The following is a 13,510-nucleotide window of genomic DNA, read 5'->3' on the forward strand; positions in this document are numbered from 1 at the left end:
TATGCCCGAGCCTACGCCTGACCTTCACTCAGCGGATACGGGTTTACACAAAGAGGCAGGAAACAGAGGGCGCGCGGCGGCCAGCGCACTCCCCGGAGTCGATCCCAGCACCACGGAGCACCCTCACACCCTCCCGCCACTCCGTTCCAGCATGATCAGGAAGATCGTCTTCGACGAGCACCACGGTTCTCGCCCACGGCGACGCCTCCGCTCGGACTCATTTCACCGGAAGGCGATAGGCCACCCGGAAGCGGTCGGCGAGGACGACGACATCCGCCGTCTCGACCGGCCGGTCGGACGCGTAGTAGGTGCGCGCCACGACCATCACCACATGCCCCGGCACCCCGCCGAGCGTCATGAGCTCCTCCGCCAACCCCGGCCGGGCACCGACCTCTTCCGAGACGTTGTCCACGACGACATCGATGGCAGCCATCCGTTCGACCACTCCGCACCCGCCCAACGGCCCCTCTTCCGGCAGCATCACGGGGGTTCGCCCGGTGACGGCCAACGGCTCCCACGAGGTGGAGAGCATCATCGCCTCACCGGCGTCGCGAAACACATAGCGGGTGCGCATCAGCCGGGCGCCGACATCGACACCGAGCCGAGCGGCGATCTCCGTGCTCGCCGACTCCTGCTCGCTGCTGGACTCCCAGGTGCCCCGAGCACCCTGAGCCGCCTGCTCCTGACGAAAGGGGTTGCCCCCCTGCGGCGAGCGGTAGCCGGTGCGGGAAAGACGACGGGGAATGGGACGCTCCCGTACATAGGTCCCCGATCCGGAACGGCCTTCCACGAGACCCTCCGCCATCAGCACTTTGCGTGCCTCCAGGGCGACGGTGTCCGAAACTCCGTATTCCGCACGAATTCGAGCTTGCGACGGGAGACGCGTATGAGGAGGCAGGGAACCATCGACGATCTTTTGGCGGAGATCGCCGGCAACGCGCAAATACGCGGGCTGCTCACCGAATGTCACTGGCCACTCCCCTCGCATTGACAGACAGCAACAGACTGACAACGGCGGATTGTTGACCGCAACTATGGGCCAGAGTTTCACTCGAAGTGATGACTTGGCCCCCTACGACCGATTCCCACCTGCCTCAAGAGACACATTTCCTCAACCCAAATGATCGTTCATTTCCTAAGCATTGACCTTATTGGTACAGACCAATACCGTCCTGAGCTGCACGACGCCCGTTCACGGAGATGTGTCGGCGCACGACCACGCCGAGACACACACAGGAATGAGTCACATGCGTCGAAGAACCCTTGTTCGTACCGCAGTTGCAGCCTGCGCGCTCTCACTCATGGCGACCGTCGCCCCCGCGGCGACCGCCGACCCGGCGGGTGCGACCGTCACTCCGCGAGCCGCTGCCGGCGCCTCCCACGACGACGATGACGACCGACGCTCCTACAAGCGCGTCGGCTACTTCACCCAGTGGGGTGTCTACGGCCGGAACTACCAGGTCAAGGACATGGACAAGACCGGTCAGGCGGCCAAGCTCACCCACATCAACTACGCCTTCGGCAATGTCAGCCCCGAAGGCAAGTGCTACATGCCGAGCACGCTCGGCGAGGGCGACCCCTGGGCCGACTACGTACGCCCGCTGGACGCCGCCAACTCGGTCGACGGCGTCGCGGACGACTGGAACCAGCCATTGGCTGGAAACTTCAATCAGCTCGTCGAACTGAAGGCCAAGTACCCCGGTCTGAAGGCGCTGATCTCGCTGGGCGGCTGGAGCTGGTCGACCCACTTCTCCAACGCGGCCCTCACCCCCGAGTCCCGCAAGGCGCTCGTCTCCTCCTGCATCGACCTCTACATCAAGGGCAATCTGCCCGTGGACGGCACCCGAGGCGGAGCCGGCGCAGCAGCCGGGGTCTTCGACGGGATCGACGTCGACTGGGAGTGGCCCGGATCCTCCGGCGAGGACGACACCCCCTACCGCCCTGAGGACAAGAAGAACTTCACCGCCCTGGTGAAGGAGTTCCGCACCCAGCTCGACACCTACGCCAAGAGCGAGGCCGTCCGGACGGGCAAGAAGGCCAAGCACTACGACCTCACCGCCTTCGTCCCGACCGCCCCCGCCAAGATCGACGCGGGCTTCGAGGTCCGCAAGATCATGCGCGATCTGGACTGGGTCAACCTCCAGGGCTACGACTTCCATGTCTCCGGTGAGGCGACCACGAACCAGCAGTCGGCCCTGCGGGCGAAGAACGACTTCAGCGTCGACCAGACCGTGAACGACTGGCTCAAGCGTGGCGCTCCCGCCCGCAAGCTGGTGGTGGGCCTTCCGTTCTACGGCCAGGGCTGGACCGGAGTGACCGGTGGGGGCGACGGGCTGAACCAGCCCGCCGCGCGCCCCGCGCCCGCCACCTGGCAGGCCGGCTACGAGGACTACAAGGCCCTGAAGAAGCTGGTCGACTCGGGGACGTACAAGGTCCACCGCGACAAGAAGAACGGGCACGCCTGGATCTTCGACGGCAACACCCTGTGGACGTACGACGACCCCCAGGTGCTGCGCGCCAAGACGGAGTACATCCGCGACGAGGACCTCGGTGGGGCCATGATCTGGTCCCTGGACGGAGACACCTCAGACGGTGAGCTGATGACCAGCATCGACCGCGGACTCAAGCGCCGCTGACGAGGCACCGCTCCCCCGGGCCGGACGGTCCGGGAGAGCGATCGGAGCGAGGCCGGCGTCGCACGGGCTGTCGGTGGCCCTGACGCCGGTCTCTTCCACGTCAGCGAAGGACCCTTCCGCGTCGGCGAAGGACCGCGCCCCTGGCCGACGCACCCCTGGCCGACGCATCCCGGACCTGTGCGTTCCCGGGCGGTGCCCACACCGAGGCGGCCAGCCGCTCCCGTTCCCGTGGGCCATCGCCCGTACGACATCGGATGGCCTTGCGCTCAGACGGCGCTCTCCTGCCCAGCCTCCGGCTCGATCGGCGGTACGGTCTCCAGCCCGATGGCGCCGCGAAGGGCGATCTCCGTCTTCCTGACGAGGACGGTCTCCCCCGCCCTGCTGTGCTCCCAGAAGCGCTCCTCGTCCCTGGTCACCGCGGCCTTCTGCCAATGGGCGCCGGCCCGTTCGAACTCCGCGGCACGATCCATCGCGGGGCCCGAAGCGCTCTGCGGCCAGGTGTGCTGGCGAAGGGCCCGTGCCTGCTGACCGAGAGCTGCGGCCACCCTCGTCGCCCACTGCTGATGACCGGCGACATCCTCGGCGAAGTCGGCTTCCGGGATCACATAGTGGGCCTGGAGGACCAAGCCTTCCGCCCGGAGGTACGCGACCTGGTGGGGGTCGAGGACCGTGGCGTCACGCCGTACGGAACCCGTCGTCATCTGACCCTTGGTGGTGGCGAATCCACAGGTGATGCTCCGGTCGTCCAACCGCCAACTCTGCCGGGTCGGCAGGTAGTAGTAGAAGTCCATGGTGTGGGGCACCACCCACGGGTCCATCGCATAGGCGTCGTTGATCTTCTGGCAGCCCTCTTCGGCGAGGGCCTCCAGCCTTCGTTCACCCGGGAAATCACGGTACCCGGTGATCTTGTAGTCCCCCGCGATCTCCGCCTGGTGCTCGCCGGCGCACTCCACCGTCTCGACGGCCGCGGTCTCCTTCTCCGAGTCGTCGGTCTTCCCCTGGCCCGGCAGGTTGAAGCAGTCACCGCTGCGGAGGTCGAGGGTGCTGCGGGAACGGGACGCCTCGTCCATGCCCTCCTTCATCCCCTCCCACACACTGCCCAGGACCCCGGTCGCCAGCAGGGCGAGCGTCAGCAGGGTACTGACCGAGGAGAGGATGGTGCCCGCTATCGCCATGCCCTTGCCGCGCTCACCCCTGCGCCGGATCTGCCGCAGCGAGATCAGCCCGAAGACCAGGCCGAGCGGCGGCAGACAGCAGAGGAGACCGCACACGAGGGACGCGATGGAGAAGCCGTTCACCGCTGAGGTGGGCGCGAACGGGGGTACGGGGTACGACTGATAGGGCTGGTTCGGGAGATACGCAGGATGAGGTTGTGGCATGGGATGCGGCTGGTACGGCTGCTGTCCGCCCTGCTGCGATGGATCCACGGATGCGGCGCTCCTCGTCGGAAGTGGAGTGGGGCCGGGGTAGGCCGAAATCGTATAGACCGACCAACCGCCCGCCGTGCGCCGGGTCCACACCGAAAAGGGGCGGTCGCCATGGCGACCGCCCCTCCATCGAGCTCCGGCGTCACGTCAGTTGAAGGAGTCTGACGTCCCGACGGATCGAGGCTCGATGCGCATCAGAACTGGAGTGCCCACAGGTCGATCTTGCCGACGTCCTGCGAAGCGTTGTCGGTGACCCGCAGCTTCCAGGTCCCGTTCGCGACCTCGGACGACGCGTTCACCGAGTACGTGGTGTTGATGTTGTCCGTGCTACCGCCCGCTCCGTACGCCTTGAGGTTGTAGACGCTCCCGTCGGGCGCGACCAGGTCGATCTGCAGATCGCCGATGTAGGTGTGCTTGATGTCGACGGGCACGCTCAGTGCGGCCGGGGCGTTTCCGGCGACTCCGCTCACCGTGACCGGGGACTCCGCGGTGGCGTGGTCGTTGATGGCGTAGTCGGCGGCGTTCTCGAAGCGCTTGCCGGGAGGATTGGTGTTCCCGGTACCGACGTACAGCAGGCGGTTCGGCGAACCGGGGCCCGGGTTGGTGACGACGCCGGGGGTGGCAGCCGTGGTCAGTGCGGTGGAGACCTGCGCGGGGGTCGCGGCCGTGTTGGTCGCGAGGTACAGCGCTGCCGCGCCCGCCACGTGCGGGGCCGCCATGGACGTACCGGAGATCGTGTTGGTCGCCGCGTCGCTGGTGTGCCAGGCCGAGGTGATGGACGAGCCGGGGGCGAAGATGTCCAGCACGCTGCCGTAGTTGGAGAAGCTGGAACGGGCGTCGGTGTTGGTGGTGGAACCGACGGTGATGGCCTCGGTCACCCGCGCGGGCGAGTAGTTGACGGCGTCGGCGTTGGAGTTGCCGGCGGCGATCGCGTACGTGACTCCGGAGGCGATCGAGTTGCGCACGGCTGCGTCGAGGGTGGCATCGGCGCCACCGCCGAGACTGAGGTTGGCGACGGCGGGCTTGACCGCGTTGCGCGTCACCCAGTCGATGCCGGCGACGACACCGGCGGTCGTCCCGGAACCGGCGTTGTTGAGCACCCGCACCCCGACGACCTTGGCCTTCTTGGCAACGCCGTGGGCGGCACCGGCGATGGTCCCGGCGACATGGGTGCCATGGCCGTTCCCGTCCTGTGCGACGTTGTCGTTGTCGACCGCGTCGTACCCGTCCGAGGCCCGGCCGCCGAAGTCGCCGTGACTGATGCGCACACCGGTGTCGATGACGTACGCGGTCACGCCCTCACCCGCGGTGTCCGGATAGGTGTAGCTGCCGTTGAGGGGCAGGGCCCGCTGGTCGATCCGGTCCAGACCCCAGGACGGTGGATTGGGCTGGGTGGCGGCCACGGTGAAGGTCCGGTTCTGGACGACAGCGGCGACGGCCGGATCCGCGGCGAACTTCTTGGCCTGCGCCTCCGAGAGCTGGACGGCGTACCCGTTCAACGCCTCGTGGTACGTGTGCCGGATCTTGGCTCCGTACTCGGCCGCGAGGGCCCGTCCCTGAGGAGAGGCAGCGTCAGCGGCCGAGTCGCGCAGGGTGACGATGTAGCTGTCCTTGATGACGCCCGGGGCACCCGCGTTCTGGATGCTCCCCTCCGGCGCCCGGTCGGCCGCAGTGGCCGGGAGCGCGGAAATCGCGCCGAGCGCGAGGGCAGCAACAGCAATGGCACTGGCCGCAGTAAGTCTTCGACGCGGGATTCGCAGCACTGTCATGTCGGGGGATCCTCCTCGATGGGTGACACATGCAATTTTCATCAGGTGCATGACAAATAGCGGCAGCTGAATCTGCCATGTACATGCCTTGCCTGTTGAGCGAAAGATTGGCCGCTCCATAGGAATCCCACAAGGGGCCGCACATCGATGTAACACATGCGCCACACAAGTCACCGAGCGTTGAGGACCCGTTGGCGCTGGCGATTGTGTGGCCAATGGCTACTCACCCATCGGGGCGCCGCGACAGGCGAACCAACACTCCGCCAGTGGGAGCGTGATACCCCTGCATCGCACGGGCGCTCGAAGCGCGGCTCACGGACCAGGGGCCCAACGCCCCGACCGCGTCAACTGGTCCCTATCTACCAAGGTCAGGGTCTGCGCACCCCGCTCCGCCCGGTCTCCTCCCTGGGGAGGGAGTAGATGCAGTCAGAACCGCAAGCGGGAATCTGTCCCGGTAGCGGCGACCTCTTGACGGGCGTAGCGACACGGGCAGGTCCGCAGCAACGATCCGCTCGCCCCAGAGGGCTTCAGCGCTCATGACAGAGGCATAGCCCTGTTCTCGCCAACTGCACGGGCCATGTCGGCGAAGCCCTCACCTGGCCCGCTCAGCGCCTCGACAAGGAAGGTCGACAGCGTTTCGCAGAGAAGAGCACCGAAGAGGCAACGGGCAACCCCACCGAATCTCGATCCTCGAAACGCACCTCGTGCCAAACTCACTCTCGGATGCAAAGCGATACGACTCCGTCACGATGGGTGTTCGCCACTGGCCATCACATCGGACGAATACCGAACAAAAGTTCCCAGTGGGGTGGGGCTGCACAGCTCTCACGGGCGCTGATCAAGGGGAGGTTGATGGTGAGTACGAACTTACGCTTCGGCCCGGAGCTCCGCCGTTTACGACAGGAAGCGGGGCTCACTCTGACCGAGTTCGCCGCGGCACTCAACTACGACAAGGGGCATCTCAGCAAGGTCGAGCGCGGGGAGCGTTCCGCGTCACCCCAGCTGGCCAGGCGGTGCGACGCCTTCCTTGGGGTAAACGGCGAGTTGGAGCGTCTGGCCGTCCGCCCTGAGACAGACGCTGATACCGACGAGACCCCCACCCCGAGCCCCTGGCTCGTCGGGCGCCGGGCGATTCTCGCGGCGGGTTCGGACGCGTTGATCGACCTTGGCCTGCAACACGGCAATCAGGCGCCCCCTGCCACCGGCCCCCTCCTCCCCTCCTTCCGCGCCCAGTTCGACCAGCTACGAAAGCTCGGCCAGTCCACCGCGCCGAAGGCCCTGCTTCCCCTGCTGGAGACACAGACGCGCACGGTCGCCGGACTGGTCACCGACACCCCGTCCGCTGCTCGGGCCCCCACGCTGCTGCTCGCGTCGCGGTTCGCGGAGTTCACCGGCTGGATGGCTCAGGAGGCCGGGGACAGCGCTGCGGCGCTCGGCTGGACCGGTGAGGCCGCCGAACTGGCACGCGCCGGGGGTGATCCGTACCTCGGTTCCTACGCGCTCGTGCGACGCGCCCTGGTCACGCTCTATGACGGGGACGCCGTGGGCACCGTCGCCCTGGCCCGCCAGGCCCAGACCAACGAACTCCCGCCGCGCATTCGGGGACTCGCGGCCCAGCGGGAGGCGCAAGGACACGCACTCGCCGGCGACGAACGCAACTGCCTCCGCAGCCTCGACAGGGCGCGGAGGCTCCTCGACAGCGACGACGCCCGCAGCGGCGCCCAGCCCCTGATCGGCACCACCCACGTGAGCGATCCGGCAGCCATGACGACCGGCTGGTGCCTGTATGACCTCGGCCGCCCCAAGGCCGCTGCCGAGGTCCTCGACCGGGAATGCCGCGGTCTCCCACCGCACGCGCTGCGCACCCGCGCCCGCTATGGCTTCCGTAGGTCCTTGGCCCACGCCGCGTCCGGAGAGATCGACCACGCGTGCACGATCGCCGCAGAGCTTCTATCCGTGATGCCGGCCGTGCCCTCGGCCACGGTAAACAGCGACATCCGACGTCTTGCGCGGGAAATCTCCCGGTTCCGCAGTAGCCGGTCCGTGCGCGATCTCCAGCCGGCGCTGGCACAGGTACTCGCACCTGCGCACGACTGACACCCGCTCCGCGCACAACACCGGCTTGAACCGCCCGGTTCGCCGGACTACCCAGCCCCTCCGGCCGTCCAAGTCCAACGATCCCGGCGGCACCTTCTGGCCGCCTACTGATGCATCGCACCGCACCCCGGCTCCTCGGGCTGCCCCTCGATCATGACGCGCCAGTAGCACGCCTCTTTTCGAACGCCATCCCGTGGGCGCGCCGTGCCGTCGCACGGTCGGGACCTCGTGGCACGGGCTGACCAGCGCGACGGAGCCCTCGTGCCCAACCCCCCGCGCTCGTACCCATTCACACCCGTCTACCTCCTATATGAAGGGACCATTCGATGACTGACGTCTTCGTCAACTACCGCACAGGCGACGAGGAATCCGCCGCGGCCATGATCGCTCGGGAGCTAGTCCGGCGGTTCGGCGAGGATCCAATCTTCTTCGCCAGCAGCTCGATTGAGATCGGACAGCGCTTCCCAAAGGAACTGGTGAGGGCGATGAAGGAGTGCGAGGCGCTCCTCGCCGTGATCGGCCCGCGCTGGGCAGAGGTACGGGGAGCCAACGGTCGTCCCGCCATCGAAGCAGAGCAGGACTGGACCCGTCGTGAGATCCAGACCGCGCTAGACCGCGGGATCCTGGTGATCCCCGTGCTCGTAGGCAGGGCCACGCGGATCGACAGCGCCGTCCTCCCGGACGATCTGCGGGAGTTGGCGGACTGCCAGTACAAGCGGTTCGACCACCGCAACTCAGGACCAGACCTGACGGCACTCGGCGACGACCTCGCCCGTCTGCTGCCCGAGTTGGGCGCGGTGGATCGCGACGCCCGTGCGGCACGGGAGCGGGCAGAGTCAAAGCCCCGCAAGAAGTCGGCAAAGGACACCGGGCACACCAGGATGCGGACGCGCGATGTCGAGCAGCACATGCGCGGCAGCATCGGAAACCTCAACGGAGACATGTCCGGCACGTTCGTCAACGAGCCGCAAGGGCCGGTGAACACCGGTCAGGGCAGCCAATACAACGCGCCCCACTTCGAGGGCGACAACACCGGGGTTCAGTTCACGGCGGGCGACAACAGCGGAACGGTGCACCAGCGTTTCGAACGCGAGCGCCGACGCTCGGACGACGAACGATGACCGAACACGACCGCGTCACCGTCAATGATCCGTACGGCCCGGTGAACAACGGCGAGGGGCCCCAGTACAACTTCTACGGCCGCGACGCGGCGGACCGGATGATGCGCAGACGAGTCGAATCCCTCCGGATCGTCCACGAGGACCGGATGCGGCTGGCCGATCGTTTCACTGCCCCCGTGGGCTACCGCGTCGCCTCCGACCGCCTGGAGAAGCCCGGATCAGTGGTGCTGCTCGACGCTCCACCGGGCAGCGGCCGACGCGCTGCGGCGATCATGTTGCTGCACAGGCTCGGTGAGGAAGGGGGCGTCGATGAGGAAGGGGCCCGGTTCGAGGAGCTTCCCGCCCTGGCCAAGCCCGAGGACACGGACGACAGTCCTTTCGCCCCCGGTGAGGGGGATCGCTTCCTCCTCGATCTCTCCGGGATGGTTGACGAGGAGTCGTACGCCAAAGCTCAGGGCCGGCTGGCTGTGTACCGGTCACAGGTACATGAGGCCGGGGCACACCTGGTCGTCGTCCTGGCTTCGGGCATGGAGCACATCCACGCGCCGGACCTCGAACCGCACCTGGTGACACTGGGGCGCCCCCGGGGCATCGCCGTCATCACCGGATACCTCCGCATGGACCGGATGGCTCTCCGCCCTGCGGACCTGGAGAACCCCGACCTCCAGCGCCTGTGCGACCGCTCCCCCATGCGGGAACTGGCACGGCTCGCAGGGCTGGTGAGGGCCGCTCGCGACAGCGGGCGGTTCGGCGGCGACTTCGCGGGGTGGCTCGACCAGGCGATGCACGCGGTGACCGACCGCGCCGGTGAGGTGGGCCGACAGATGGCCACGGTCCGCACCGCGCCCGAACGGACCTTGCTTCTCGCGACGGCAGTGTTCGAGGAGGCCCGCGCCGATGCCGTCTACGAGGCATGGCACGGCCTGATGAGGATAGTGAGACACAAGGAAGAGGCAACGACCGAGCTCGCGCAGACGGATTTCGGGGAGCGGTTGACTGCGCTCGGGGTCGAGCGGGACCTGGATGGGCGGCTCCGCTTCGAGCGCCTGGCCTACGCCGACGCAGTACGGACGTACTTCTGGGCGAACTTCCCCGGGGTGCGCGACGACCTCAGGGACTGGATCGGTCAAGCCGCCGGTCTGCGTTCTCTGTCCATCGACGATCGTGTGAACGTCATCGTCCGCTTTGGCGAGCAGTCGCTGGCCGTCGGGCGGCCCGACCACCTCTTCAATCTCGCGACCCGTTGGGCGAGCAGCGCGACGGGGGTGTCCCGCGACCCGCGAGCCGCGGCGGCCCTCGAAATCGGCCTCAACCACGAGAGGTTCGGGGGATGGTTCCGCGAGCGGATGTACAAGTGCGCGAGGTCCGGCCCCTTGTCGGACGGTCTCGCCCGTGTCCTGACCAGCGCCTGCGTCCAGAACCTCGGCACGACGCATCCTGACCAGGCGATCGTGCGGCTCCACTACCTCGCCGTACGAAAAGGGGAGGCGGCGGGCGAGGCCCGGGAGGCGCTTCTCGACCTCGTCGGCCGCGACCGTCGGCTCTACAGGCTGCTGATCGACCGCTTGCGGGACCGGATGCGTCGGGGGCCGCGAGCGGCGGAACCCCATCTCCAATTGCTCACGGAGCTCTTGAGAAGCGACCGGGCACCGGACCCGCCACCGTTGCCGGACCTGTTCCTGGGCTGGCGGACAGTCTTCTTCCAGCCGCCGACGGAGCTCTGGACCCCGCTGGTGTGTAGCTGGCTGAACTCCGTGGCGGGCGACAACATGCCGGAAATGGCGCTTGAGGTGATGGTCAGGGCGACACACGGCGGCACGGCCGCTCTCCACCGCCTCTACGCCATCGCCTGCGACTGGGCAGGGGCCGCCTGCCACCCGTCCCGGGCGGCCGTCGCCACCCTCTTCTGGCATCACATCGACCTTGCTCAGTATGCCCACACCGAGAGCACGGAGCATGCGGACGACGGACCACCGACCACGGAAGAGGCACGATGAAACACCGCATTCCCAGCCTGCTGTTCGTCGCGCTCTGCGGCCTCGCACCGGCTGTTCTCGGTAACCTCCTGAACTGGTCAGTGCTGCTGTGGGGCTTCATGTCCGCGGTCACGACCTCGGGCTCCCTGCTGCTCGTGATGACGGCCTTCAGCGGTGGCCGCGCACCGGCCGACCCGTACGAGCCCGGAGAACCCGAACCACTCGTAGCGCCGACGGAGCAGCCGTATCAGGAGACGCGGGTGAACGACGCAGCGTTGCCGAGCGCGGCGGACGGCTACGACTTCCTGTTCTCCGCCACCGTGCGTTGGCGGCCGACCTCGCATCACGCCGACCGGTCGGACGGCGCCGCCCCAGCTCTCGCCGTGTCCTCGGTCGTCAACCGAGCCCTGGAAGTCGTCCGCCACGAGGAGCCCGGCCGGGCGAGCTTCGCGCGGTATCTCTTGGAGGGCGAGCTGGGCGTTCCGATCCCGGACCGCAGCGGACGTGTGCAGGCCATGGCCACCGATGTCACGCTCGTCCTCGCCCTCGCCGACCGTGAGCGCCTGCGGAAGTTGAACGACCTTCGCAAGGACGAGGAGATCTGGGAACACGAGCGTCAGCACGAGCGCAACAAGCGCCGCTACCTCGGTGACGACGTGCTCAAGAGCGCGGGCAGCGCGGTGGTGTGGTGGCTGGCCCGGCACGAGAACGAAATCGAGAAGGCGGTCGACATGATCGGCCCGCTCGCCCAGATCGCCGCGGCGGCCAATGACGATGAGGTGCCCGAGCTCTTCCGCCACCTGCTCGTCCCGCCCGTCGACGCCCGGAGCGAAGCGGGCGTCGGGGTGCCACTGTGGAACGGACGTAGCCAGGGAGGAGGGACGTTCAACCGGGAGGACGAAGTGGGGGTTGTGGACCGGCTGCTCCTACTGCTGACAGCACTGGGTCTGAAGCCGGACACGGACGAGTGCACGACGTTCGTGCACCGTGTGGTGCGGAGCCTGCAGATGGCCGGGCTGTACGAGGCCGCCGATGAGATCAGGCGAACCCTTCTCGCAGAGCCCGACGAGGGCGAGAGGCCGGAGGATGGACCTTCGCAAGCGGGTGGCACCACGGGACCCTGGTCACCGCCCTACCCAGCCCCCGAGGACTCACCGTTCACCAACGTGGCCGATGCCGAGGACCCAGCTGACGGCGCGGGCGCAGGAACATTCACGCCGAGGTCGGCGGAGAGCGGAGCGGACGAACGGAATCAAAGCTGGGGGGAGACGGACGAGAGCGACATGACACCTCCGTACTTCTGGGACACCTCACACAGCCCGCACCGGCCCGCCACCCCTCACGCACAGGAAGAGGACGACGAGGACGGGAGCTGATCCGATAGGTGTCGGCCTCCGAAGCGCCCCGTCACCGCACACCACGACGGAGTCGCGCTTCCTGTCGCGATATCGGGGCACGATCATCACCCGCTCGCACGCTACCGCGGGCGACGGTGGGGAGGAGGGGCAACGGCCCAACGCAGGCACCATCCCAGCACGCCTTCCCACTGGAACAGCTCCTCCTTCTCTAGCAAGCCTCATCAGACGCCCCAGCTCAGTACAGACCACGACCTTGCCTCAGTTGGTGATGCTGCACCACGTGTCCCAGCTTGGGAACGAGCCAAGGGCCCGACTCCGAAGAGTCGGACAGGTCCGCCCTGGCGCTCCCGAATCTGGACGGCCTCGACGATTCCGCGGTGGCCGACCAGATAGATACGCGACCTTCCTCCTGCACGAGCTCGTCGCGCGTGGCCAGACGGTCCTCCCCGGCGTGTTCACGGTCCAGGGGGTGCGGCTGCAGCTTCCATGCGTCACCGAACCTGACGTGAGCCGTGGACTGCTGGACGTCGATGGCCTTCAGCAGGCGCGACAGGGTGTTTCGGGAGAAGTCGGGTGTATGCGGCGGTCGGGGCGGCCGAGTCCCAGCATCAGGCGACGTACGTGGTCGAGAGTCCTGCTCACAGGGGTACGGGGGGCCGGTCCCGGGGTATCCGTTTGCCTTGCTCCCAAAGTGGGCGGACAGTCGACGGCCGGCGAAGACGGTGCCCAACCTCAGTGCTGGCGGAAAGGAACACCTGGGTCGATCTCAAGCTCTAACTCCATTCGGCTGCAGTGCTGTTGGCCCGATGAGCGAGAGCGCCCCGTGAGATAGGCTTTTACTGCTGCGCACCTTCCCGGAGGGTACGAGGCGGAGTCCACGGTCCAGTCCACTGGGCGTGAGTTACGGATGGGGCGGATGCCCGGTAGGGCGGTCCTACCACTCGGAACTCACACCACGGAGTGGGCCTTATGGAACCTGTCGAGTACAACCCTGCGCGTCGTCCCTGGATCCGCGAGATTCTGGCCGGCGTCGCCGCGAGCGTAATCTCCAACCTCGTGTGGGAGGCACTGGCGGTGGCAGCACGCCACCTCATCTGAGGCAGGCCCGTGGCGGGCCCGGCGAGCC

General features: G+C 67.5%; 9 protein-coding genes. 6 read left to right on the forward strand and 3 right to left on the reverse strand.

Going from position 1 to position 13,510, the window contains the following annotated elements; all coding sequences use genetic code 11:
* Nucleotides 1-217 precede the first annotated feature (217 nt).
* On the reverse strand, nucleotides 218-970 hold the full coding sequence (locus ACFXJL_RS02850; RefSeq protein WP_329022950.1) for a GntR family transcriptional regulator: 753 nt from the start codon (nucleotides 968-970) through the stop codon (nucleotides 218-220).
* Nucleotides 971-1,247: 277 nt separating this feature from the next.
* On the opposite strand from ACFXJL_RS02850, the gene ACFXJL_RS02855 reads away from it, so the two are divergent.
* Complete coding sequence (locus ACFXJL_RS02855; protein ID WP_384688647.1) at nucleotides 1,248-2,636, forward strand: glycoside hydrolase family 18 protein; 1,389 nt, start codon at nucleotides 1,248-1,250, stop codon at nucleotides 2,634-2,636.
* A 266-nt stretch (nucleotides 2,637-2,902) separates the two neighbouring features.
* Here ACFXJL_RS02855 and ACFXJL_RS02860 read toward each other — a convergent pair whose 3' ends face one another.
* Both ACFXJL_RS02860 and ACFXJL_RS02865 read right to left on the reverse strand, forming a co-directional pair.
* Nucleotides 2,903-4,063 carry a DUF4190 domain-containing protein gene (locus ACFXJL_RS02860; RefSeq protein WP_384688650.1) on the reverse strand — a complete coding sequence of 387 codons (1,161 nt, stop codon included), beginning with the start codon at nucleotides 4,061-4,063 and terminating at the stop codon, nucleotides 2,903-2,905.
* A 194-nt stretch (nucleotides 4,064-4,257) separates the two neighbouring features.
* A complete protein-coding gene (locus ACFXJL_RS02865; protein ID WP_384631408.1) occupies nucleotides 4,258-5,832 on the reverse strand; it encodes a S8 family serine peptidase in 1,575 nt (524 codons plus the stop codon).
* Between the two features lie 852 nt (nucleotides 5,833-6,684).
* Between ACFXJL_RS02865 and ACFXJL_RS02870 the strand changes: the two genes are divergently transcribed.
* The 5 genes from ACFXJL_RS02870 (at nucleotide 6,685) to ACFXJL_RS02890 (ending at nucleotide 13,482) form a co-directional block, all read left to right on the forward strand.
* On the forward strand, nucleotides 6,685-7,929 hold the full coding sequence (locus ACFXJL_RS02870; RefSeq protein ID WP_384688653.1) for a helix-turn-helix domain-containing protein: 1,245 nt from the start codon (nucleotides 6,685-6,687) through the stop codon (nucleotides 7,927-7,929).
* 326 nt (nucleotides 7,930-8,255) lie between these two features.
* Nucleotides 8,256-9,050, forward strand: coding sequence for a toll/interleukin-1 receptor domain-containing protein (locus ACFXJL_RS02875; RefSeq protein ID WP_384688655.1), 795 nt, complete (start codon nucleotides 8,256-8,258; stop codon nucleotides 9,048-9,050).
* The gene (locus ACFXJL_RS02880) at nucleotides 9,047-11,047 is read left to right on the forward strand and encodes a hypothetical protein (protein WP_384688658.1); all 2,001 of its coding nucleotides are present in this window, start codon (nucleotides 9,047-9,049) and stop codon (nucleotides 11,045-11,047) included. Before ACFXJL_RS02875 ends, ACFXJL_RS02880 begins: the two co-directional genes overlap by 4 nt.
* Nucleotides 11,044-12,402 (forward strand): hypothetical protein, encoded by a 1,359-nt coding sequence (locus tag ACFXJL_RS02885; RefSeq protein ID WP_384688661.1) that lies wholly within the window; start codon nucleotides 11,044-11,046, stop codon nucleotides 12,400-12,402. The genes ACFXJL_RS02880 and ACFXJL_RS02885 overlap by 4 nt, the downstream gene beginning before the upstream one ends.
* 951 nt (nucleotides 12,403-13,353) lie before the next feature.
* Complete coding sequence (locus tag ACFXJL_RS02890; protein WP_384688664.1) at nucleotides 13,354-13,482, forward strand: DUF6408 family protein; 129 nt, start codon at nucleotides 13,354-13,356, stop codon at nucleotides 13,480-13,482.
* Nucleotides 13,483-13,510: the final 28 nt, after the last annotated feature.

Source organism: Streptomyces sp. NPDC059256 (genome assembly GCF_042753785.1).
GTDB lineage: Bacteria > Actinomycetota > Actinomycetes > Streptomycetales > Streptomycetaceae > Streptomyces.

Coding starts and splice junctions, on each gene's coding strand:
- ACFXJL_RS02875 (WP_384688655.1), top strand. CDS start 8,256: ATGACTGACGTCTTCGTCAACTACCGCACAGGCGACGAGGAATCCGCC.
- ACFXJL_RS02855 (WP_384688647.1), top strand. CDS start 1,248: ATGCGTCGAAGAACCCTTGTTCGTACCGCAGTTGCAGCCTGCGCGCTC.
- ACFXJL_RS02890 (WP_384688664.1), top strand. CDS start 13,354: ATGGAACCTGTCGAGTACAACCCTGCGCGTCGTCCCTGGATCCGCGAG.
- ACFXJL_RS02885 (WP_384688661.1), top strand. CDS start 11,044: ATGAAACACCGCATTCCCAGCCTGCTGTTCGTCGCGCTCTGCGGCCTC.
- ACFXJL_RS02880 (WP_384688658.1), top strand. CDS start 9,047: ATGACCGAACACGACCGCGTCACCGTCAATGATCCGTACGGCCCGGTG.
- ACFXJL_RS02870 (WP_384688653.1), top strand. CDS start 6,685: ATGGTGAGTACGAACTTACGCTTCGGCCCGGAGCTCCGCCGTTTACGA.
- ACFXJL_RS02865 (WP_384631408.1), bottom strand. CDS start 5,832: ATGACAGTGCTGCGAATCCCGCGTCGAAGACTTACTGCGGCCAGTGCC.